Here is a 22,475-nt window from a genome sequence, read left to right as displayed (position 1 = left end):
GCGGGAGCGCCAGCCGGCCGGGAGACCTCGGCAGCGGTGGGTCGCCCACGGGGTCAGCTCTCAAGGCGCTCTCCGGTGCCCGCCGGGATCGCGGGCTTACTCGTCGGCGCCTAGGAACTTGATGACGCAGGTGGATCACCCGGCCCGACGGCGGGCCTCTGTCCGGTGCCGGGCTGGGCCGGGTGAGTCGTCCACATCATCAAGTTTCTAGCGGCTCACGAGGCGAGCCCGAGTCAGCCGCCGAGGGTGTAGGTGCCGGCGTGCGGGACGGTCACCGTCGTCCACTCGCCGGACGGGGCGACGGTGGCGCCGCCAGTGGCGGTCAGCCAGCGGTCGTGGCGGACCCGCACCGGCACCGGGCCCGGGCCGGGGGCGCGGAAGGTCACCGTGGCGGCGTCCTGGCGGACCAGCTCGCCGGGTGCGCCGACCAGCGGGGTCGGGTCGGCGACCGCGTAGAGCCGCCAGTGCGGGCCGGACCAGACCTCCGTGAGGTACGGCAGGCCGGCCCGGACCAGTTCCGCCTCCGGCCGCCCCACCCAGGACAGCTCCGCGTCGGGCACGGCGACGTACTGCACGGCGTTCTCCGCGAGCCAGGAGCGGTAGGTGTCGGCGGTCAGCGGGACGCCGGTGCCGGACGCGCCGGGAACCGTGGTGAAGAAGAGCGGGTTGCGGGCGATGTCGGCCTGGCGCAGCCAGCCCCGGGCCAGCGGCGCCTCGCCGAGGTGCGCGGCCTCCCAGTAGTTGCGGGTCGGCGGCACCTCCACCCGCCCGGTGAGCCCGCGCCGGTCCAGCTCGGCGCGCAGCGGCGCGAAGTACGCCGGGTCGGCCGTGGGATCGTCCCGGCTGGCCAGGTCGGCGGTGACCACGGGCGGCTGCCACCAGCAGACCACCGCCAGCAGCGCGGCCAGCGCGACCGCACCCACCGCCCGCCGCCGCGCCGCCGCCGACCCCGGTTCGCCCGCAGACCGGACGGGCCGGCGGTCGGTCAGCCGGCGGGGGAGCGTCGCGGCGGCGGCCAGCACGGGCAGCGCGAACATCACCACCAGCCGGGTCGCGTTCAGCCCGACCGGGGTGTGCAGCAGCGCCGCGGCCAGCACCCCGGCCGCCGAGAGCAGCGCACCGGCCCGCACCGGCCGGTACGCCACCAGCGCCGCCACGAGCAGGCTGGTCACCACGGCGTGCAGGGTGTCGGCGCGGCTGATGTTCATCCAGCCGCCCTCGCCGAAGAGCAGCCCGGTCACCACGAGGGGCGCGGCGGCGGGGACGGCGAGCAGCAGGCCGTCGGCGTACCGCCGGGTGAGCAGCAGCGCGACGCCGGCGAGACCGACGAAGAGGCCGGCCACCGGGCTGGCCGCGGAGGCGAGCAGGGCGGCCAGGCCGGCGAGCACCGCGCGCGACCACCGGGCGCGGCCGGTGGCCCCGGCGGGCAGGGTCAGGGCGAGCAGCGCGGCCAGGCCGAAGGCGACGCCGAGGGCGTACGTCACCCGGCCGGAGACCAGGTTGCCGGCGATGGTGAGCACCCCGACCAGGCCGCCCAGCAGCGGCCGGGGCACCCGGGTCCGGACCAGCAGGGCCGCGAACGCGGTGGCCGAGGCGAGCAGGGCGAGCGCGCCGGTGGGGCGGACCCCGAGCACGGCCATCAGCGGCGGCGAGACCAGGCTGTAGCCCCACGGGTGGACCCCGCCGTACCAGCGAAGGTCGACCAGGGCGGGCCCGTGATCGGCGAAGAAGCCGGCCCGGGCCACCTGGGCGGACAGGTCCGAGCCGGTGGCCGGCAGGGTGAGATACAGCACGGCGAGGACCAGCGCGGACGCGGCGCACACCGCCACCACCCGACCGCCCCGCATGCCCACCTCCTGATCGCGACCCACCGTACTGGCAGCATGTCCGGCGTGCCTCACCACCTCTCGCGCTGGATCGGCCTGGCGGGCTCGGTGCTGCTCGCCGTGGCCGCCTACCTCGGCGGCGCGCTGCCGCACGGTGACCTGCGCCCCACCCCGGTCAGCATCTGGCAGGGCCCGAACGGGCCCCTGGTCATCGGTCTCTGGCTGGTCGGCACCGCCCTGCTGGCCTGGGCCTGGTGGTCACTGCGCGACCGCGCGCCGTCGACCCGCTGGGTGCTCGTCACGGTCGCGCTCTGGCTGCTGCCGATGCTGTTCACCCCGCCGCTGGGCAGCCGGGACGCGTACGCCTACGCCTGCCAGGGCGCCAGCTTCAACGCCGGGATCAACCCGTACGAGCAGGGCGTGTCCGCGCTGCCCTGCCCCTGGCTGGACACCATCTCCTACATCTGGCGGGACACCCCGGCGCCGTACGGGCCGCTGTTCGTGGTGCTCTCCGGGGCGGTCGTCTCGGCGGCCGGGTCGCTGGCCGGCAGCGTGGCGCTGTTCCGGCTGCTCGCCGTGGCCGGGGTGGCGCTGACCGCCTGGGCCCTGCCGGTGCTGGCCCGCCGCTGCGGGGTGCCGCCGCAGCGGGCGCTCTGGCTGGCGCTGGCCTGCCCGCTGGTCCCCGTGCACCTGGTCTCCGGGGCACACAACGACGCGCTCATGGTGGGCCTGCTCACCGCCGGGCTGGCCGTGGTGGCGGCCCGGCCGGGCCGGCCGCTGCCGCTGCTCGCCGGTGGGCTGCTCCTCGGCCTGGCCGCCGCCGTCAAGGTCACCGCGCTGGTCGTGGTGCCGTTCGCCGCGCTGGCCGCGATCGCCGGGCCGTACCGGATCCGGGCGCTGGTCCGCGACGGCGCGTGGGTGGTCGGCACGGCGGTGACCGCCGTGGTCGCCGTGACCCTCGCGGCGGGCCTCAACTTCGGCTTCATCAGCGGCCTGGAGCAGGGCGGCCTGGTCGTGGCGTGGACGTCGCCGCCCACCGCGGTCGGGCAGACCGCCGGGTACGTCGCGGCGATCTTCGGGGCGCACATCGACGCGCTGCCGGTCACCCGGGGGATCGCCGTGGTGGTGCTGGTGGCGGTGCTGGTCTGGCTCTGGTTCCGGGCGCTGCGCCGTGGGGAACCCTTCTGGCACGCCGGTCTGGCGCTGACCGCGACGGTCGCGCTCTCGCCGCTGTTCCACCCCTGGTACTGGATGTGGCCCCTCACCGTGCTCGCCGCCACCGCCCGCCGCACCGGGTGGTTCTCGCTGGTCGCGCTGGTGTCGTCGTTCCTGGTCCTGGCCGACGGCACCGGCCTGCCCCGGTGGACGAAGATGCCCGGCGCGCCCCTCATGACGCTGTTGGTGATCGTCGTGGTGGTCCGGTTGGTACGTTCGGCTCGGGCGGCCCGCCGGCCGGTCCCCGCCGAGCGAGGAGCCGACTGAGGAGAGGTGCCGGTGAGCGAGCCCGGCGCGGTGCCCGACGGACCGGTCCGCCCGGTGGCCGCCGCGCTCGCCCGGTACGCCGGACTCGCCGGCGCGGTGCTGCTGACCGTGGCCGGCTGGCTCGGCGGCGCGCTGCCCGACACCCCCGCCGTGACCAGCCTCGGCGCCGCCTGGCGGGCCCCGCACGGGCCGGCGGTGCTCGGCTGCTGGCTGGTCGGCACGGTGCTGCTGGTCGGGGCCTGGTGGTCGCTGCGCTGGGGCGCCCCGTCGGGCCGGTGGGCGTACCTGACCGCCGGGCTCTGGGTGCTGCCGCTGCTGGCCGCGCCGCCGCTGGGCAGCCGGGACGTCTACTCGTACGCCTGCCAGGGCTGGTCCTGGACGCACGGCGCCGATCCCTACCGGGTCGGGGTGGTGGCCGCCGGCTGCCCGTGGGCGGACAGCGTGTCGCCGATCTGGCGGGACACCCCGGCCCCGTACGGGCCGTTCTTCGTGCTGCTGGCCGGCCTGGCCGTGCTGCTCGGCGCCGGCCTGGTCGGCGCGGTCGTGCTGCTGCGGGTGGTGGCCGTGGCCGGGGTGCTGCTGGCCGCGTTCTGCCTGCCCGGGCTGGCCCGGGCCGTCGGGGTGCCGGCCCGGCGGGCGGTGTGGCTGGTGCTGGCCTGCCCGCTGGTCGGGGTGCACCTGGTGGCCGGCGCGCACAACGACGCGGTCGGCCTGGGGCTGCTGCTGTCCGGCCTGCTCCTGCTGGTCCGCCGGCCCGACCGGCCGCGGGTGCTCGTCGTCGCCGGGGTGCTGCTCGGGCTGGCCGTGGCGGTGAAGGCCGTCGCCGTGGTGGTGCTTCCGTTCGCGGCGCTGGCCGCCGTGTCGGGCCGCCACACGTGGCGTGCGCTGCTGCGCGACGGCGGCCGGCTGGCCGGAGGGGTGCTGGCCGCGCTGGTGGTCACCAGCCTGGCCACCGGTTTGGGTCTGGGCTGGGTACGCGGCCTGGCCCGCAGCGGCGACTCGGAGCAGTGGACCTCACCGCCGACCGCCGTGGGCCTCGTGGTCGACTACGCGGGCGCCCTCGTCGGCCGGGAGCCGGACGCCGTGCCGGTGGTCCGGGCGGTCGCGCTGGCCGTGCTCGCGGTGCTGCTCGTGCTGCTCTGGTGGCGGGCCTGGACGGCGCTGCGCCGGCTGGGCGGCGCCGGGCAGCCGGCCGCCCGGCCTCGGGTGGCCCTGACCGGGGCCGGCCTGGCGCTGGCCGCCACCGTGCTGCTCGCCCCGGTGTTCCACCCCTGGTACGCGACCTGGCCCCTCGCGCTGCTCGCGGTGGCGACGGTCGCGGTGGCCCGGACGGTGTGGTTCGTGGCGCCCTGCGCGGTGGCCTCGGTGCTCACCCTGCCGGACGGCACCAACCTGGCCCGCTTCACCAAGGCGCCGGGAGCGATCCTCATGACCGCGCTGGTGGTGGCGGTCGTGGTGGCCGCCAGCCGCGCCCGCCGCGCCCGCTGAATTGAGCCGTTCTGGGATGTCAAGTTCGACCCGTTATGCCCGAAATTAACCTTACGATGAGATCTCTTCGTGGAGGTGAAGGGCCATGCCGACGTACATCGCGTTGCTGAACTGGACCGATCAGGGGATCCGCGCCTACAAGGAGACCCCGGAGCGCGCCGAGGCCTTCGCCGCGGCGACCCAGAAGGTCGGGGCGAAGCTCCTGAACATTCACTGGACCGTCGGCCCGTACGACGTCGTGGCCGTGGTCGACGCGCCCGACGACGAGACCGCCTCTGCGGCGGTCCTGCAGCTCGGCGGGGCGGGCAACGTCCGCACCACGACCATGCGAGCCTTCGGTCGGGACGAGATGGAGCGCATCATCGCCAAGACTGCTGGCTGAGGAGCACGACGGGCCGTCGATCGCTCGTACGCGGCGATCGACGGCCCGTGGTCAGACGTCTGTCAGCTCAGCAGTCGAAGTACATGGCGAACTCGTGCGGGGTCGGGCGCAGGCGCACCGGGTCGACCTCGTTGGCCCGCTTCCACGAGACCCAGGTGGAGATCAGGTCCGGCGTGAAAACGCCGCCGTCGAGCAGGTAGTCGTGGTCGGCCTCGAGCGCGTCGAGCACCTCCGGCAGCGAGCCCGGCACCTGCTTGACGTCGCCCCACTCCTCCGGCGGCAGGTCGTACAGGTCCTTGTCGATCGGCGCCGGCGGCTCGATCTTGTTCTTGATGCCGTCCAGGCCGGCCATCATCATCGCCGAGAAGGCGAGGTACGGGTTGCTGGACGGGTCCGGCACCCGGAACTCGACCCGCTTGGCCTTCGGGTTGTTGCCGGTGACCGGGATCCGGGTGCAGGCGGAGCGGTTGCGCTGCGAGTAGACCAGGTTGACCGGCGCCTCGAAGCCCGGCACCAGGCGACGGTAGGAGTTGACCGTCGGGTTGGTGAAGGCCAGCAGCGACGGCGCGTGGTGCAGCAGGCCGCCGATGTACCAGCGGGCGTTGTCCGACAGGCCGGCGTAGCCGGTCTCGTCGTAGAACAGCGGCTCGCCGTTCAGCCACAGGCTCTGGTGGGTGTGCATGCCGGAGCCGTTGTCGCCGAAGAGCGGCTTCGGCATGAAGGTGGCGGTCTTGCCGTTCGCCCAGGCCTCGTTCTTCACGATGTACTTGAAGAGCTGGAGCTGGTCGGCCGAGTGCAGCAGGGTGGAGAACTTGTAGTTGATCTCCGACTGGCCGGCGGTGCCGACCTCGTGGTGCGACCGCTCCACGGTGAAGCCGGTGTCGACCAGGCGGCGGACGATGCTGTCGCGCAGGTCGGCGTAGTGGTCGACCGGCGGCACCGGGAAGTAGCCGCCCTTGTACGCGGTCTTGTAGCCGCGGTTGCCGCCCTCCTCCTCCCGGCCGGAGTTCCAGGCGCCCTCGATCGAGTCGATGTAGTAGAACGACTGGTGGGCCGAGGTCTCGTGGCGGATCGAGTCGAAGATGTAGAACTCCGCCTCGGCGCCGAAGTAGGCGGTGTCGGCGATGCCGCTGGCCGCGAGGAACGCCTCGGCCTTCTTCGCCACGTTGCGCGGGTCCCGGGAGTACGCCTCGCGGGTGAACGGGTCGTGGATGAAGAAGTTCAGCGCGAGGGTCTTCTGCGCGCGGAACGGGTCGATGAAGGCGGTCGCGACGTCCGGCAGCAGGAGCATGTCCGACTCGTGGATCGCCTGGAAGCCACGGATCGACGAACCGTCGAACGCGAGGCCGTCGGTGAAGAGGCTGTCGTCGACGGACTCGACCGGCAGGTTGAAGTGCTGCATCACGCCGGGCAGGTCACAGAAACGTACGTCGACGAACTTCACGCCCTCGTTCTTGAGGTATCGCAGGAGTTCCTCGGGATTGGCGAACACACGTCCTCCTGGCAGGTCCACTCCGGTGGCTGGCTACCTGATGAAGCTATGGCGGTGGGGTTGCCCGGCCGTGTCTCCTCTGTTTCCGCCGTGTTACGTCCCTCGCGCAGCGTCATCCCGGCCCCTCAGCCGCCGCAGGCTCTCCGTTCGGACGATACCCGCTGCGCCGGTCTGCCGCTGATTGATAGCTTTGGTCCTGTTTCCCGGCACGTGCCGAACCGCGCACCGGGCAGTGACCGGCACCCCTGCCCGCCGCGGCGCTCCCGGCCCCAACCGCCCGCTGGCTACCCTGACCGCTGTGACCGATACCGCCGCCGTGCCGGTGCCGCCCGCCACGGACCCGACCTTCACGCCCCCGAGCCTCGGCCGCCGCTTCGGCGCCCTGGTCATCGACTGGGTGCTCTGCCTGCTGATCGCCAACATCTTCGCCGACCCGGTCCGCGACGGCTGGTCCCCGGTCCTGGTGCTGATCCTGGAGTACGGCTTCTTCCTCGGCCTCTTCGCCCAGACCCCCGGCATGTACGTCACCCGCATCCGCTGCGTCTCCTGGGCCGACGGCGGCCGGATCGGGCTGGTCCGGGCGCTGCTGCGCGGCGTGCTGCTGGCCCTCGTGGTGCCTGCCCTGATCATGGACGGGCACCGGCGTGGCCTGCACGACCGGCTCACCGGGTCGGTCGTCGTCGACGCGCCCCGCCCCGCCCGCCGCTGAGCCCGGCCCACACGACGAAGGAGCCGGCCCCGCGCGGGTCCGGCTCCTTCTCGCGTACGACGGGGGTCAGCGACCCCGGGTCTGGCGGAACGCGCCGCGCGGCGGCCGCATGTTCTTCGGGATCGCGCCCTTGGGCATCTGCGGGCGGGCGGTGAGCGCCTTGAGCCGCTTGTCGAGGGCGTTGACGTCCTTGGGGGCGAGGCTGCGGGGCAGCCGCATCAGCGTCGTCCGCAGCTTGCGGATGGGCAGCTCACCCTCGCCCTGGCCGATCACGTAGTCGTGTAGCGGGGCGGAGCCGATCACCTTGGCGAGCCGGCGCTTCTCCTGGCCGAGCAGGCCGCGCACCCGCTGCGGGTTGCCCTCGGCCAGCAGGATCACGCCCGGCCGGCCGATCACCAGGTGGACCATGTCCATCTGGGTGGTGGAGCTGACCGCCGGGGTGACCCGCCAGTCGCCGCGCATGCTCTCCATGATCTGGGCCGCCGCGCCGGGCTGCCCCTCGGCGGCGTTCATCATCGCCTTGTTGGACCGCAGGTTGAGCACGATCAGCACGGCGAGCAGGGCGAACAGGATGCCGATGGGCAACCAGATCCAACTCCAGAGAAGCACCGCGACCACGGTGAGCGCGAGCGGGATCAGCACCGCCGCCGCGGTCAGCGGCGCGAACCACCGGTCCTGCTTGGCGGTGAACTGGAACACCATCCCGATCTGCTTCAGCCGCTGGCCGAACGAGACCTTCTCCTGGGGCTTTGCCATGGTGCAGAGTCTAGTGGTCGCCGCGCGACCCGTTGATCCGTGGCCGCCCCTCCGGCCCGCGGCTGAGTACCTTACGTCGCCGCCGGCGCGCTGAGGTCCCCAAGTAAGGAGGGGGAGCGGCCGAAGATCAGGCAGCGCACCCATGCCCCGGGGGCACCTTCGCGCGGAAAGTCGATGTCGACAGGGAAACACCTCTCGACAGGAGAACCGAGATGTTCGGCAACGACGCAGACCTGCTCCTCACCATCCACCGCAGCCACGCCTCCGAGCTCCAGGCCGACGCGGCCCGCGACCGGCTCGCCCGGTCCCTGCCCCGCCGCCACTCGCGGAGCTGGCTGGGCCGCCGGCAGCACACCGCCCGCGCCACCGACGCCCGCCGGTGACCGCCCCGGCGCTGCCCGCGCAAGCGGACGCCGGGCCGGCCGTCTCCGGCCGGGTTGGTGCGGCCGGGGCGGGTTACGGGGACGCCGGGCCGGCCGTCTCCGGCCGGGTTGGTGCGGCCGGGGCGGGTTACGGGGACGCCGGGCCGGCCGTCACGGGGGCGGCCGGACCGGCGGGGAACCGGCCGGTCGGCGGGGACGGCGTGGGCGTGCGCCATGGCATGCTCGACGGCGTGACCGCACGCGCCGCCAGCACCGTCCTCGTCGGCCGCCAGCCGGAGCTGGCGGGGCTGCGCGAGGCGCTCGGCCGGGCCCGGGCGGGCGACCCGGTCACCGTCCTGGTCGGCGGCGAGGCCGGGGTCGGCAAGACCCGGCTGCTGGAGGAGTTCGGCGCGTACGCCACGGGGGCGGGCGCGCGGCTGCTCATCGGTCAGTGCCTGGAACTCGGTGAGGCCGGCCTGCCCTTCGCGCCGTTCGCCGCCGCGCTGCGCGACGTGCTGCGCCACGACGGCCCGGCGGCCTTCGCCGGCTACGAGGCGGAGTTCGCCCGGCTGCTGCCCGAGCTGGCCCGGGTGCCGGCCGGCGCCGCCGCGCCCACCGGGCTGCCCGTCTCCGACACCCCGCGCGGCTACCTGTTCGACCTGGTCGCCGACCTGTTCCGGCGGATCGCCGAGGAGCGGCCGCTGGTGCTGCTGATCGAGGACCTGCACTGGGCCGACCGCTCCACCCGCGACCTGATCGGCTTCCTGGTCCGGGCCGCGCGGGCCACCCGCCTGCTGCTGGTCTGCACCTACCGCACCGACGAGCTGCACCGTGGCCACCCGCTGCGCCCCTTCCTCGCCGAGCTGGACCGGGCCCGGGGCGTGGACCGGATCGAGCTGGGCCGGCTGGACCGGGACGGCACGGCCGCCATCCTCGCCGACCTGCTCGGCGCCGAGCCGGCCGCCCGCGCCGTCGACGACGTGCACGGGCGTACCCAGGGCAACCCGTTCTTCATCGAGGAACTGGCCGCGGCCGGCGACCCGGTCGGCTGCGCGGTGCTGCCGGAGACGCTGCGCGACCTGCTGCTGGCCCGGGTGGACCGGCTGCCCGAGCCGGCCCAGCGGGTGCTGCGGATCGCCGCCGCCGGCGGCACCCGCTTCGCCCACCAGTTGCTCGCCGAGGTGGCCGGCCTGCCCGAGGCCGAGCTGGAGGACGCGCTGCGCGCCGCCGTGGCCGGCCAGCTCGTGGTGGCCGACCCGGACGGCGACTACGAGTTCCGGCACGCGCTGTTCCGCGAGGCCGTCCACGACGACCTGCTCCCCGGCGAGCACGCCCGGCTGCACGCCCGGTACGCCGCCGCCATCGAGGCGCAGCCGCACCTGGTGGCCGCCGGTCGCGCCCCGGCCGAGATCGCCCACCACTGGTACGCGGCCCACGACCACCCGCGCGCCCTCATCGCCGCCCGGGCGGCCGCCGCCGCCGCGGCCGACCGCTACGCGTACGCCGAGCAGAGCCGGCTGCTGGAGCGGGTCCTGGAACTGTGGGAGCTGGTGCCCGACGCCGCCGACCGGCTCGGCATGGACCACCTGCGGCTGCTGGAGGAGACCGTCGCCGCGGCCAACACCGCCGGCGACCTCAGCCGGGCGCTGACCCTTACCCGGGCCGCCCTGGCCGAGGTGGATTCCGCCGCCGAGCCGCTGCGCGCCGCCCGCCTGCTCGACCAGCGCGGCCGGCTGCTCGCCCTGCTCGGCAAGAGCGACGGCGCGGCCGAGCTGGGTGAGGCGTACCGGCTGGCGGCCGGGGTGCCGGATGGACCGGAGCGGGTCGGCCTGCTCTCCGACATCGCGGCACACCTGATGAAGGTCGATCCGGCACAGGCCGCCTCGGTGGCGGCCGAGGCGACGGTCGGCGCGGAGGCGGTCGGCGCGGACCTGGCCCTCCTGCCCACCCGGATCGCCATGCTGTGCCGCACCCAGGGCATCCCCGACCTCGGGCTGGCCGAGTTGCGCCGGGCCGAGGCGCTGGCGCGGGCCGCCGACGACGCCCGGGCGCTGGTCAGCGCCCTGGTCTACCTCTCCGACGTGCTGTACGAGCTGGGCCGGTACGCCGAGTCCGAGGAGGCCGCGGCGGCCGGGGTGAGTGAGGCGCGCCGGGTGGGCATCAGCCGCTCGATCGGGGCGTACCTCCTGTCGAACCGGGCCGAGGCGCTGATCGCGCTGGGTCGCTGGGACGAGGCCGACGCGGCCTGCGCGGCGGCCGCCCGGATCGACCCGCCCGGCGTCTCCGGGCTGCACTGGCTCCAGCTCCGAGCCGGGCTGCGGCTGGCCCGCGCGCACCCCGCCGCCGACGAGCTGGTCGGCCGGGCGCTGGCCTTCCTGGCCCGGCCCTACCTCTGGCCGAACCACCGGCTGCCGCTGCGCGAACTGCGCATCGAGGCCGCCCTGGCGGCGGACGACAAGGTGGCCGCGCTCGCCGCCAGCCGGGCCGCCCTGGCCGACGAGCGCCTCGTCGACCTGCCCCGGGAGGGCTGGCCGGTGCTCAGCGCGGTGGCCCGCGCCGCCGCGCTGGTCGGCGACGCCGCGCTGGCCGCCGAGGCGTCCGCCGTGGCCGCCGTGCTGCCGGCCCGCTATCCGGCGGAGCTGGCACACGCCGCCCAGGTCGCCGCGATCCTCACCGGCGTCGACGTCGCTGCCGACGCGCCGGCCCAGCGGCCGGGGGAGGCGCTGCCGGCGTGGCGGGAGGCCGTGGCGCAGTGGCGGGCGGTGGGGCAGCCCTATCCGCTGGGCCGGGCGCTGCTCGCCCTGGCCGAGGCCGCCGCGGCGGCCGGCGAGCGGGACGAGGTGGCCGGCGCGGTCCGCGAGGCCGCCGAGATCGCCACCCGGCTCGGCGCCGCCCCGTTGGGCGAGCAGGCCGCCACCCTGGCCCGGCGGGTCGGGCTGCGCGGCGCCGGCCGGCCCGGCCCGGACCTGCTGACCAGCCGGGAGCAGGAGGTGCTCCGGCTGGTCGCCGAGGGGCACAGCAACAGCCGGATCGCCGAGCGGCTCTTCATCTCGCCGAAGACGGCGAGCGTGCACGTGTCCCGGATCATCGCCAAGCTGGACGTGACCAACCGGGTGGAGGCCGCCGCGCTGGCCCACCGCCTCGGCCTGCTCGACCCGACGCCGCCCGCCACCCCGGCTCAGCGGCGGGGCAGGTAGATCCGCCAGCCTGGGACTTCGACCATCCTGAGCGTGCCCGGGCCCGGCCCGAGCCGCGCGTCCAGGCGCGCGGCCAGCGGTGACCCGGCCGGGGCCACCCAGGCGGCGTCCGGGTCGGCGTCGACCGCCCGCCGGTACGCGGGCAGCCGGTCGAACCCGGGGCGCAGCTCGTCGTCGACCACCGCGCAGCGCACGTCCTCGCCGCTGGCGAAGGTGAGCCGGTTGCAGGTCCAGTAGCCGGCGCGCACGTGCCGCACGCCCAGCGCGCCGAGGGTGTCGACGAGCGTCCGGTGCCGGTCGGCCTCCGCGTGGGTGGCCGGCACACCGCCGATCGCGTCCGCCGTGGCGACCGCCGCGGTGCCGAGCATCCCCGCCAGCACCGCGACCGCCACCACCCCGGCCGCCCGGGTCCGCATCCGGCCGCCCGGGCCGGTGTTGACAGGCTCCGGCTCGTCGAGGTGGCGGTGTCCGGGCCGGTCGGATCCCGCCGCCTCCTCGCGCTGGCGAGGGGAGGGCCGGAGGCCGGCCCGGCGGGCGGCGGTCCAGAGGGGCCAGAGCAGGGCCGGCGTGGCGATCGCCAGCACCGAGAGGTAGCGGGCGCTCTCGACCGGGGTCCGCCCGGCCGCGCTGCTCGCCGTGTAGGCCGCCAGCACCGCCGCCGCCCCGGCGAGCAGCGCGAGCCGCACGGCCGCCGACACCCGCCGCTCCGTCGCGCCGGCGGGAGCGTCATCGCCGGATCTTGGAAAGTTGTCGTTCGCAGCGAACGGAAAGTGTCCAAGATCCGCGGGTGGGAGGGGCCGGCGGAGGGCGCGCCAGGCGATGATCGCCGCGAGGAGCAGCAGGACGACGAACGCCGGCGCCCACCAGAGCTGCCAGCCGGCGCAGTGGCCGGGGGAGCAGAAGCCCATGGCCAGGGGCGGGCCGAGCACCAGGCCGCCGTACAGGCGCTCGCCCCAGGTCGCCACCGCATCGGCGCCGCTGGCGGTCAGCACGGCGGCGAGCGGGTCACGGCCGTGCCGGAGGCTGTCCAGCAGCATCGGCGCCGCGCCCAGCAGCAGTCCCGCGGCCAGGACCGCGCCGGCCCGCCCGATCAACTCCCGCCGCCGACACCCGGCCAGCACCGCCCCGAACGCCAGCACGAACGGCAGGATCAGCGGATCGGCCCAGAGCAGCAGGCCGGAGACGAGCCCCCAGCCCGCCCAGCGGGGCAGTCGCGCTCCCGGCACGCCGGCGCACAGTGACACGGTGAGCAGGGCGAGCGCCGCCCCGGCCGGATTCAGCTCGGGATAGCCGCCCCCGGCGATGAGCTGGTTCTTGATCACCCGGTCGGAGCCGAGCGCGAGCACGGCGACGACCAGCAGGGCGAACCACCGGTCGCCGCCGAGCCGGCGGGTGAGCCGCCAGGACAGGGCGAGGAAGAGGGCGTACAGCGCCAGGGTGGGCAGCCGCAGAACGAGCACCGACGGCCCGGCCAGGGCAACCAGCGGCGCGGCGAGGTACGCCTCCAGCGTGCCCATGTACGCCTGCCCGTAGAACCAGACCGGGAAGCCCTCGCCACGGGCGATGTGCAGGGCGGCCAGCCCCATGGTCGCCTCGTCGCTGTTGGTGGGCGGCGCGTCGGCGAGCAGCAGCGCCAGCCGGTAGCCGATCCCGGCCAGCCCGACCAGCAGGGCGAGCAGCGCCGGCAGCCGGGTACGCCGGGGCGTACGCGGGCGGGTGGCCTCGCGCGGCTCCTGGCGTACCCCGGCGGTCATCCCTGGGATCATGGCATCCGGCGGGTGGCCGGCGGTGGGTGACGCGGTCGACGGCCGGCCTCAGCCGGCGGCGACGACCTCGTCGCGGGCGGCGAGCGCCTGCTGGTAGAGCCGCCCGGCCCGGTACGACGAGCGGACCAGCGGGCCGCTCATCACGCCGGCGAAGCCGATCTCCTCGGCCTCCTCGCGCAGCTCGACGAACTCCTCCGGCTTGACCCAGCGGGTGACCGGGTGATGCCGGGGGGAGGGGCGCAGGTACTGCGTGATGGTGATCAGCTCGCAGCCGGCCTCGTGCAGGTCGCGCAGCGCCTGGGAGACCTCGGCCCGCTCCTCGCCCATGCCGAGGATGAGGTTGCTCTTGGTGACCAGGCCGTCGGCGCGGGCCTGGCGGATCACGTCGAGGGAGCGCTCGTAGCGGAACGCGGGGCGGATCCGCTTGAAGATCCGCGGCACGGTCTCCACGTTGTGCGCCAGCACCTCGGGTCGGGACCCGAAGACCTCGGCGAGCTGCTCGGGCACCGCGTTGAAGTCGGGGATCAGCAACTCGACGCCGCAGCCGGACTGGAGGGCGTGGATCTGCCGGACGGTCTCGGCGTAGAGCCAGGCGCCACCGTCGGGCAGGTCGTCGCGGGCCACACCGGTGATGGTGGCGTAACGCAGGCCCATCGCGGCGACGGACTCGGCGACCCGACGCGGCTCGTCGGCGTCGAACTCGGCGGGCTTGCCGGTGTCGATCTGGCAGAAGTCGCAGCGCCGGGTGCACTGGTCGCCACCGATGAGGAAGGTGGCCTCCCGGTCCTCCCAGCACTCGTAGATGTTGGGACAGCCGGCCTCCTGGCACACGGTGTGCAGCCCCTCGCGCGAGACCAGCCCGCGCAGCTGGGTGTACTCCGGGCCCATCTTGGCCTTGACCTTGATCCACGGCGGCTTGCGCTCGATCGGCGTCTCGGCGTTGCGCGCCTCGATCCGCAGCATGCGCCGCCCCTCGGGGGCGACGGTTGCGGTGCGCGCGGCCTGCTCAGTCGTCGGCGCGGAGTGCTCGATCGTCACAAGGCCGAGCGTACGCCGGTCGGTGGCCGTCGATGGACCTCGGGCGACCGCCGTCACGCCCGGAATCATGTGACACCGGACACCAGCCACCAGAAATCCCCGTCACACGTGCCAGGAGCGGGTGCTAGCCTCCCCGGCAGAGCTGCGACGGAGCCGAGTAGCGCGCCGACCCGCCAGCGCAGAGAGCCGCCGGTTGCTGAGAGGCGGTCTGGCGCCGGTGCGTGAAGACCCTCCCGAGCTGCGGGAAGAACGGCGGCCTGGCCGCTCAGTAGACCCCGCCCGGCTGGCCCCGGTGAAAAGGCGACGAACGAGGCCCCCGTTCCGGCGGGGGCGAAGGTGTGGTGGCACCGCGAGGCTTCCCGCTCGCCCACACCTCCCTGGGGATCGCGTTGCGACCGACCAAGGAGGTAACCGCCGTGCAACGCATCCTGTCCTCCCAGCTCACCCACCATGTCGGCGAATCCGTGCGGATCGCCGGCTGGGTGCACCGCCGCCGGCTGCTCAAGTCGGTGGCCTTCCTGATCGTGCGGGACGCCGCCGGCCTGGCCCAGGTGGTGGTCACCGACCCCGCCGTGCGCGCGGCCGTCGAGTCGCTGCCCGAGGAGACCGTCGTCGAGGTCGTCGGCACGGTGGTCGCGAACGCCACCGCGCCCGCCGGGGTCGAGCTGGCCGAGCCGACGGTACGCCCACTCGGCCCGCCCGCCGTCCCGCCGCCGTTCGACCTGTACCGGCCGGCCCTCACCGCCACCCTGCCCACCCAGCTCGACCACGCGCCGGCCGCGCTGCGCCACCCGACCCGGTCGGCGGCGCTGCGGATCTCGGCGGCGGCGGTGGCCGGCTTCCGGGCCGCCCTGGACGCCCGCGGGTTCGTGGAGATCCACACCCCGAAGGTGGTCGCCTCGTCCACCGAGAGCGGGGCGAACGTGTTCGCGCTGGACTGGTTCGGCCGGCCCGCGTACCTGGCCCAGTCGCCGCAGTTCTACAAGCAGCTCATGGTCGGCGTCTTCGAGCGGGTGTACGAGGTGGGGCCGGTGTTCCGCGCCGAGCCGCACGACACCGTCCGGCACCTGGCCCAGTACACCTCGCTCGACGTCGAGCTGGGCTTCGTGGCCGACCACCGGGACGTGATGGCCGTGCTGCGGGAAACCCTGGCCGGGATGCTGGCCGAGGTCGCGGCGCGGGCCGGCGGTGCGCTCGCCACGCTCGGGCTGACCCTGCCGGCGGTGCCCGCCGAGATCCCGGCCGTGCACTTCACCGAGGCGTTGAAGATCGCCGGGGCCCCGGCCGACGAGCCGGACCTCGCGCCGGCGCACGAGCGGGCGCTGGGGGAGTGGGCGCTGCGCGAACACGGTTCGGACTTCCTCTTCGTCACCGGGTACCCGATGGCGAAGCGGCCGTTCTACACCCACCCGGACCCGGCCCGGCCGACCCACTCCAACGGCTTCGACCTGCTGTTCCGGGGGATGGAGCTGGTCACCGGCGGGCAGCGGCTGCACCGGCACGAGGACTACCTGGCCGCCCTGGCGGCCCGCGGCGAGCCGGTCGAGCCGTATGCCGGGTACGTGGACGCGTTCCGGCACGGCATGCCGCCGCACGGGGGCTTCGCCATCGGGCTGGAACGCTTCGTGGCCCGGCTCACCGGCGCGGCCAACGTCCGCGAGGTGACCGCCTTCCCGCGCGACCTGCACCGCCTCACTCCCTGACCGGGGATCACGCCGCCGCGATCCGGGTACCCCGGGTCGCGGCGGCGACCGGGAGGTGAGGGGCGGCATGGGCGAGCAGGTGCGGGCGACGCTGCGCGGCCTGCTGCACGTGCGGCCGGCGCCCGGCGCCCACCGGGTCGCCCTGCGGGCCGGGATCAGCGTCCTCGTGCCGCTGCTCGCGGTGCTCGCCGCCGGCCGGCCGGACTGGTCCGTGTACGCGGTCTTCGGGGCGTTCACCTCGTTCTACGGCCGCAACCACGTGCACCTGTCCCGGGCGGCCATGCAGGCCAGCGCCGGGGCGGCCCTCACCGGGTCGGTGGTCCTCGGCGTGCTGGTCGGCGCGCTGCCGTCCCGGGCGTGGGTCGCGGTGCCGGTGGCGGCGGCCGTCGCGGCGCTGGGCGCGGTGCTGGCCGCCGCGCAGGACTGGCACCCGCCCGGGCCGCTGTTCCTCGTGTTCGCGTTCGGCGCGGTGGCCTCGGTGCCGCACGCGGTGTCGGACGTGCCGGTCGCCGCCGCGCTGGCCGGGTCGAGCGCCCTGTTCGCGCTGCTGGTCGGCAACGTGGGCAGCGTGCTGCGGCGGCAGCGGAGCCGGCCGGCCCGACTCGCGCACGTGTGGACGTGGCAGCCGCTGCGCTACGCCCTGGCCGTGGTGCTCGCCGGTGGCGCGGCGACCGCCGTCGGCATCGGCCACCCGTACTGGGCGATGGTGGCGGCGGTCGCCCCGCTCAGCGCCGAGGGCGTCACGGCCCAGCTCGTCCGCGCCGCGCACCGCATCCTCGGCACGCTGCTCGGGCTGCTGACCAGCGCGGTGCTGCTCGCTCCGCCGCTGTCGCCGTACGCGATCGTCCTGGTGATCGCGGTGCTCCAGATCGTCACCGAGCTGCTGGTGGGGCGCAACTACGGGCTGGCGCTGCTGTTCATCACCCCGATGGCGCTGCTCATGGGGCAGCTCGCGGTGGCACGCCCGCCCGGGACGCTGCTCTACGACCGGGGCGTGGAGACGGTGATCGGCGGGGTCGTCGGCGGCGCCATCGTGCTCTGCGAGCCGTGGCTGCGGGCGCGGTTCGCCGCCGGCCCGCACGACGGCGCCGGTCCCGACACCTAGGGCGCGATCGGGAGCTGGCGCTTGTGCTCGGTGGCCCGGTAGCGCTCCACCAGCGCCGCCTCCACCTCGGCCGGCACCGGCCGGCCCTCCAGGTAGTCGTCGATGTGCTCGTAGGCCAGGCCGAGCGCGTCCTCGTCGAGCTTGCCCGGGGCGAGGCTCTCCAGGTCGGCCGTGGGCGCCTTGCCCACCAGTTCGGCGGGGGCGCCGAGCGCCGCGGCGAGCGCCCGCACCCGCCGCTTGGTCAGCCCGGTCAGCGGGACCAGGTCCGCCGCGCCGTCGCCGTGCTTCGTGAAGAAGCCGGTGACCGCCTCGGCGGCGTGGTCGGTGCCGACCACCAGCCCGCCCGCCGCGCCGGCCACCGCGTACTGGGCGATCATGCGCTGCCGGGCCTTGACGTTGCCGAGCACGAAGTCCTGCTGGGCGGCGTCGCGGAAGGTCAGCCCGCCGGCGACCAGCGCGTCCAGGGCGGCGTCGGCGGCCGGCTTGACGTCGACCGTGAGCAGCCGGTCGGGCCGGATGAACTCCAGCGCCGCCTGGGCGTGGTGCTCGTCGGCCTGCACCCCGTACGGCAGGCGCATGGCGACGAAGACGGCCGGGTGGCCGGCGGCGCGGGCCCGCTCGACGGCGAGCTGGCAGAGCCGGCCGGCCGTGGTCGAGTCCACGCCGCCGCTGATGCCCAGGACCAGCGTCGTGAGGCCGGTGTCGACGAGGCGGTCGGCGAGGAAGACGACCCGCCGCTCGATCTCCTCGGCGGCGTCGAAGGTCGCCGACACCTGGAGTTCGTCGGCGATCCGCCGCCGGCTCGACATCACGTCGGTCATCGGGGGTCCTCTCCTGCTCAGGCGGGACCGAGCAGGTCCCAGGGGTTGCCGGCGAGGTCGCGGAAGACGGCGACCCGCCCGTACGGCTCGGTGCGCGGGGGTTTCACGAACTCGACCTTGGCCTCGACCATCCGCCGGTAGGTGGCGTCGAAGTCGTCGACCTGGAGGAAGAAGCCGACCCGGCCGTGGGTCTGGTCGCCCACCGCCGCGGCCTGCCGCTCCCCGTCGGCGCGGGCCAGCAGCAGGCCGGTGCCGCCGCCGGGCGGGCGGACCACCACCCAGCGCTTCGGCCGGCCGTCGTTGGTCAGCGACGGCTTGTCCTCCGCCAGTTCGAAGCCGAGCACCTCGGTGAAGAAGGCGATCGCCGGGTCGTAGTCGGCGACGACGAGCGTGACGAGGTCGATGCGCACCCGGGTCAGACCTGGACCAGGGTGGGCAGGTGCCGCTCGACCACCGGCAGCACGTCGGCCACGGTGACGGGCCGACCCAGCTCGGCGGTGAGCGAGGTGACCCCGGCGTCGCGGATGCCGCACGGCACGATCCGCTCGAAGTAGCGGAGGTCGCAGTCGCAGTTGATGGAGAAGCCGTGCAGGGTCACGCCCCGGGCCACCCGGATGCCGATGGCGGCCACCTTGCGGGCCGGCCCCCGGTCGTCCTCCGGCACCCAGACCCCGCTGCGCCCCTCGACCCGCCCGGCGGCGAGCCCGAACTCGGCGCAGACGTCGATCAGCAGCTGCTCGGTGCGCCGGACGTACGCCACCACGTCGACCGGGTCGGGCAGCCTGACGATCGGGTAGCCGACCAGCTGCCCCGGCCCGTGCCAGGTGATCTTGCCGCCGCGGTCCACGTCGATCACCGGGGTGCCGTCCACCGGCCGGTCCCACGGCTCGGTGCGCTTGCCGGCCGTGTAGACGCTGGGGTGCTCCAGCAGCAGCACGGTGTCGCCCTGCTCGCCGGCCACCACGGCCTCGTGCAGCCGGCGCTGCTCGTCCCAGGCGGCCTGGTAGTCGAGGAGGCCGGCACGGACGGCGGTCAGCCCGGAAGTCGTCACGCTCACGGCTCCACCCTAGTCCCGCAGCCGTGGCCCGACCCGCGTGAGCCGCGCCACCGGCCGGCCCTCAGGGCGGGGGGACCCGCCACACCCACACGTCCTCGACCCGCTCGGGTGGGCCGAGCAGGGCGGTCGCGGTGCGGCGGACCGCCTCCTCGTCGACGTCGAACTTCGCGCCGTGCACCCGGTCGGCCAGCACCACCGTCTCGACGCCCCAGTAGTGCAGGTCGGCCCGGGCCTCCCGGATGCTGCCGTCGGTGATGATCGGCACCAGCCCGGTCCGCCCGGCCTGGTCCATCAGCGCGCTGAAGGTGCGCGGCACCGGTCCGATCCGGCCCCGGCCCTCCGGCCCGCCCGGGCCGAGGAAGAAGCCCGCCGGGATGCGGAACTCGCCCTGCCGGTGCGCCAGGGCGTACGCCTGCCAGCGTTGGCCGTCGGGATAGAGGTCCACGGTGAGCGGCAGCGGAGTGAGCACCCCGCCGGGGGAGACGTAGCGCTGCCAGGCCCCGCTGGTGATGAACGCCGGGATCGGCTCCCGGACGCTGGTCAGCAGCGGGGTGGGCAGCAGCGGCAGCAGCGCGGCGGCGAAGCCGATGGCCCAGGCCAGCTGGCTGGAGCGGTGCCGGGGCGGCCGGGCGCGCAGCGTGTCGACCGCGTACGCCAGCAGCAGCCCGATCACCGGGGCCACCACCAGGGCGAGCCGGGACGGCAGCGCCGCGTTGATCACCGGCAGGTTGTCCAGCACGCCGAACGGGAGCAGTTGGTCGGTGCGCCGGCCGTTCCACTTGGCGGTGGGGCCCCAGGAGAGCACGGCGAAGACCACCGCGGTCACCCCGAGCGCCGTGAGGGTGGCCCGGAACGCCCGGTCGGCTCGCCTCCAGAGCAGGACGAAGCAGGCCACGGCCAGCAGCAGCAGTGGGATGCCGAAGAAGGAGTTCTCCTCGGTGGGGTTGGGCGCGAGCGAGGTGCCGAGCCCGGCCCAGCCGGCCAGGGACCGGCGCGGATACGACCCGTACGCGGCGATGTCCTCGGAGTGGATCATCGGGTCGAAGCCGGTGCCGTGGAACCGCTGCGGGCCGGCGAAGTGCAGCCACAGCGGGTACGCCAGCAGCACCCCGGCCACCAGCGCGGTCACGCCGAGCCCGCGCAGGAAGTCCGGCAGCGCCGCCCGCGCCTCGGCCCGGCGGGCCGGGTGCAGCGCCCACACCAGCAGGAACAGGGCGACCGCCAGCGCGGTGAAGAAGAGCCCCTCGGCGGCGATCGAGAAGGCGACCGCCACGAGCACGCCGAGCACGACCCCGCCGGCCACCGCGCGCCCGGGGCGGCGCAGCCGGAGCACGCCCCAGATCAGCAGCGGCACCAGCCACCCGGCGGTCCAGTTCAGGTGCGCGTTGGCGTGCGACACCATGGCCGGGCAGAAGGCGATGAAGAGCCCGCCGACCCCGGCGGCCAGCCGGCTGGCGACCAGCTGCCGGCTGAGCAGCCAGTACCAGGCCACCGCGGTGGCGGCGAGGTTGAGGGTGAGGATCACCAGGAACGTCGCCGGCGGCCCGATGAGGTACGTCAGCGGCGCGAAGACCACCGCGTACGCGGTGATCGAGGTGTTGACCGCGAGGTTCACCCCGTCGGGCACGTTGATCAGGTGGGTGAAGAGCGGGTTCTCCCCGTGGGTGACCGCGTGCCCGCCGAAGGCCAGCAGCCACTCGAAGAGGGCCTGGTCGCTGGAGTTGACGGTGATCGTGCGGGTGTTCGGGTCCCGCCACATCCCGCTGGTCACCCAGAGGGCCAGGGCCACCGCGGCGAGCACCAGCACCAGGTCGGCACGCCGGTTCCGGGAGGTGGTCGACGGCCCGGTGGCCTGGGACGGGGAGCTCGGCACGCAGCGGACGTTACCAACCGGAACTGGACACGCCGGTCAGACACGGAACCTGGCGCGCGGACGCTCCCGCACACTTCGGCGTTCGTGAATGTGTGAGCGGAGGCCATTCCGGGGCGTGAAACACGGACGTAACGTCGCGGCAACTCGAAGGTGACCCAGTTCACAATTCGCCGTCAGGAGGTCGCCGTGCGCCGCTCCTCATCCCTTCTCACCCGCCTGGCCGGGGTGGCGGCCGGGGTCGTGCTGGCCGCGGCCGCCGTCGGAGTCGCCGCGCTCCCCGCGCAGGCCGCCACCCTCACCCAGGTGACCGGCTTCGGCTCCAACCCCGGAAACCTGGCCATGTACGCCTACCGCCCGGACGGCCTGCCGGCCAACTCCCCGGCCGTGGTGCTGCTGCACGGCTGCACCCAGAACGCCTCGACGTACTTCACCAACTCCGGCTGGCAGAAGTACGCCGACCAGTGGAAGTTCGCGCTGATCGTGCCGCAGCAGCCCTCGGCCAACAACGCCAACTCCTGCTTCAACTGGTTCGAGACCGGGGACACCGCCCGGGGCCAGGGCGAGGCGCTGTCGGTCAAGCAGATGGTCGACTACGCCAAGGCCAACTACTCCGTCGACGGGAGCCGGGTCTTCGTCAGCGGCCTGTCGGGCGGCGGCGCGATGAGCGCGGTCATGCTGGCCACCTACCCGGACGTGTTCGCCGCCGGCTCGGTCATCGCCGGCATTCCGTACCGCTGCGCCACCAGCATGACCAACGCCTTCACCTGCATGAACCCCGGCGTGGACAAGACCCCGGCGCAATGGGGCGACCTGGTCCGCAACGCCTACGCCGGCTACACCGGCAAGCGCCCCCGGGTGGCCATCTGGCACGGCACCTCGGACACCACCGTCGCGCCCCTGAACGCCGCCGAGTCGCGGGACCAGTGGACCAACGTGCTGGGCGTGTCGCAGACCCCGACCAGCACCGGCTCGCTGCCGGCCGGCACGAGCCTGGAGGTCTACGGCAGCGACCAGGTACGCCTCTACCGGGTCTCCGGCATGGGCCACGGCACCCCGGTCGACCCGGGCTCGGCCGCCGACCAGTGCGGCACGGCCGGGGCGTACTTCCTGGACACCATCTGCTCGACCTACCGGGACGCGCTCTTCTTCGGGCTCAACGGGGGCGGCGGCACGCCGACCCCGACCCCGACGGCGACCGCGTCGCCGACCCCGAGCCCGACCCCCACCACCGCGCCGGTGTGCGTGACCGCCAGCAACTACGCGCACGTCACGGCCGGCCGCGCCTACCAGTCGGGCGGGTACGCCTACGCGCTGGGCAGCAACCAGCGGATGGGCCTCTACAACACCTTCTACACGAGCACCCTCAAGCAGACCGGCCCCAGCTACTGGGTCATCGGCTGCTGACCGCGCAGCCGCCG

General features: G+C 74.9%; 18 protein-coding genes. 9 read left to right on the top strand and 9 right to left on the bottom strand.

The window, feature by feature from the left end; translation table 11 throughout:
• Positions 1–233: 233 nt before the first annotated feature.
• Positions 234–1,847, bottom strand: a complete 1,614-nt coding sequence (locus FXF50_RS15705; RefSeq protein WP_148428481.1) for a hypothetical protein — start codon at positions 1,845–1,847, stop codon at positions 234–236.
• Between the two features lie 45 nt (positions 1,848–1,892).
• Here FXF50_RS15705 and mptB (FXF50_RS15700) point away from each other — a divergent pair, with 45 nt between their 5' ends.
• The 3 genes from mptB (FXF50_RS15700) (at position 1,893) to FXF50_RS15690 (ending at position 5,178) form a co-directional block, all read left to right on the top strand.
• The gene (gene mptB / locus FXF50_RS15700) at positions 1,893–3,308 is read left to right on the top strand and encodes a polyprenol phosphomannose-dependent alpha 1,6 mannosyltransferase MptB (protein WP_255510051.1); all 1,416 of its coding nucleotides are present in this window, start codon (positions 1,893–1,895) and stop codon (positions 3,306–3,308) included.
• 12 nt (positions 3,309–3,320) lie between these two features.
• Complete coding sequence (gene mptB / locus FXF50_RS15695; protein ID WP_148428477.1) at positions 3,321–4,796, top strand: polyprenol phosphomannose-dependent alpha 1,6 mannosyltransferase MptB; 1,476 nt, start codon at positions 3,321–3,323, stop codon at positions 4,794–4,796.
• An 85-nt stretch (positions 4,797–4,881) separates the two neighbouring features.
• Positions 4,882–5,178 carry a GYD domain-containing protein gene (locus tag FXF50_RS15690; protein ID WP_148428475.1) on the top strand — a complete coding sequence of 99 codons (297 nt, stop codon included), beginning with the start codon at positions 4,882–4,884 and terminating at the stop codon, positions 5,176–5,178.
• Positions 5,179–5,245: 67 nt separating this feature from the next.
• Here the strand turns inward: FXF50_RS15690 and glnA are convergent, their stop codons facing one another.
• Entirely contained in the window at positions 5,246–6,670 is a 1,425-nt protein-coding gene (gene glnA, locus FXF50_RS15685; protein WP_107078945.1) for a type I glutamate--ammonia ligase, read from the bottom strand.
• Positions 6,671–6,959: 289 nt separating this feature from the next.
• Between glnA and FXF50_RS15680 the strand changes: the two genes are divergently transcribed.
• Complete coding sequence (locus FXF50_RS15680) at positions 6,960–7,379, top strand: RDD family protein (RefSeq protein ID WP_148428854.1); 420 nt, start codon at positions 6,960–6,962, stop codon at positions 7,377–7,379.
• A 66-nt stretch (positions 7,380–7,445) separates the two neighbouring features.
• Here FXF50_RS15680 and FXF50_RS15675 read toward each other — a convergent pair whose 3' ends face one another.
• Positions 7,446–8,135, bottom strand: a complete 690-nt coding sequence (locus FXF50_RS15675; protein ID WP_148428473.1) for a DUF4191 domain-containing protein — start codon at positions 8,133–8,135, stop codon at positions 7,446–7,448.
• A 212-nt stretch (positions 8,136–8,347) separates the two neighbouring features.
• Here FXF50_RS15675 and FXF50_RS29325 point away from each other — a divergent pair, with 212 nt between their 5' ends.
• The gene (locus FXF50_RS29325) at positions 8,348–8,518 is read left to right on the top strand and encodes a hypothetical protein (RefSeq protein WP_187399690.1); all 171 of its coding nucleotides are present in this window, start codon (positions 8,348–8,350) and stop codon (positions 8,516–8,518) included.
• A gap of 230 nt (positions 8,519–8,748) precedes the next feature.
• Positions 8,749–11,694 (top strand): helix-turn-helix transcriptional regulator, encoded by a 2,946-nt coding sequence (locus tag FXF50_RS15670; RefSeq protein ID WP_255510050.1) that lies wholly within the window; start codon positions 8,749–8,751, stop codon positions 11,692–11,694.
• On the opposite strand, the gene FXF50_RS15665 is transcribed toward FXF50_RS15670, so the two are convergent.
• Together FXF50_RS15665 and lipA are read right to left on the bottom strand one after the other, a co-directional pair.
• Entirely contained in the window at positions 11,676–13,448 is a 1,773-nt protein-coding gene (locus FXF50_RS15665) for a DUF423 domain-containing protein (protein WP_148428471.1), read from the bottom strand. The genes FXF50_RS15670 and FXF50_RS15665 overlap by 19 nt on opposite strands.
• Before the next feature lie 60 nt (positions 13,449–13,508).
• Positions 13,509–14,567, bottom strand: coding sequence for a lipoyl synthase (gene lipA / locus FXF50_RS15660; RefSeq protein WP_370464104.1), 1,059 nt, complete (start codon positions 14,565–14,567; stop codon positions 13,509–13,511).
• A 347-nt stretch (positions 14,568–14,914) separates the two neighbouring features.
• Between lipA and aspS the strand changes: the two genes are divergently transcribed.
• Positions 14,915–16,201 carry an aspartate--tRNA(Asn) ligase gene (gene aspS, locus FXF50_RS15655; protein WP_148428467.1) on the top strand — a complete coding sequence of 429 codons (1,287 nt, stop codon included), beginning with the start codon at positions 14,915–14,917 and terminating at the stop codon, positions 16,199–16,201.
• A 67-nt stretch (positions 16,202–16,268) separates the two neighbouring features.
• On the top strand, positions 16,269–17,306 hold the full coding sequence (locus FXF50_RS15650) for an FUSC family protein (RefSeq protein WP_148428465.1): 1,038 nt from the start codon (positions 16,269–16,271) through the stop codon (positions 17,304–17,306).
• Here FXF50_RS15650 and nadE read toward each other — a convergent pair.
• The 4 genes from nadE to FXF50_RS15630 all read right to left on the bottom strand — a co-directional run bounded on the left by nadE (position 17,303) and on the right by FXF50_RS15630 (position 21,057).
• Positions 17,303–18,127 carry an ammonia-dependent NAD(+) synthetase gene (nadE, locus tag FXF50_RS15645; protein WP_148428463.1) on the bottom strand — a complete coding sequence of 275 codons (825 nt, stop codon included), beginning with the start codon at positions 18,125–18,127 and terminating at the stop codon, positions 17,303–17,305. The genes FXF50_RS15650 and nadE overlap by 4 nt on opposite strands.
• Positions 18,128–18,144: 17 nt before the next feature.
• Positions 18,145–18,537 (bottom strand): VOC family protein, encoded by a 393-nt coding sequence (locus FXF50_RS15640; protein WP_148428461.1) that lies wholly within the window; start codon positions 18,535–18,537, stop codon positions 18,145–18,147.
• A 5-nt stretch (positions 18,538–18,542) separates the two neighbouring features.
• On the bottom strand, positions 18,543–19,184 hold the full coding sequence (lipB, locus tag FXF50_RS15635) for a lipoyl(octanoyl) transferase LipB (protein WP_148428459.1): 642 nt from the start codon (positions 19,182–19,184) through the stop codon (positions 18,543–18,545).
• Positions 19,185–19,245: 61 nt separating this feature from the next.
• Positions 19,246–21,057: a DUF2079 domain-containing protein gene (locus FXF50_RS15630; protein WP_148428457.1), complete on the bottom strand. Its 1,812-nt coding sequence runs from the start codon at positions 21,055–21,057 to the stop codon at positions 19,246–19,248.
• Between the two features lie 186 nt (positions 21,058–21,243).
• Here FXF50_RS15630 and FXF50_RS15625 point away from each other — a divergent pair, with 186 nt between their 5' ends.
• Positions 21,244–22,461, top strand: coding sequence for a PHB depolymerase family esterase (locus FXF50_RS15625; protein ID WP_148428455.1), 1,218 nt, complete (start codon positions 21,244–21,246; stop codon positions 22,459–22,461).
• Positions 22,462–22,475: the final 14 nt, after the last annotated feature.

Origin of the sequence: Micromonospora sp. AP08, assembly GCF_008085935.1 — a bacterium.
Classification (GTDB): domain Bacteria; phylum Actinomycetota; class Actinomycetes; order Mycobacteriales; family Micromonosporaceae; genus Micromonospora; species Micromonospora chersina.
The sequence above is the reverse complement of the archived record's forward strand: the minus strand, read 5'-3'. Positions and strand labels throughout refer to the sequence as shown.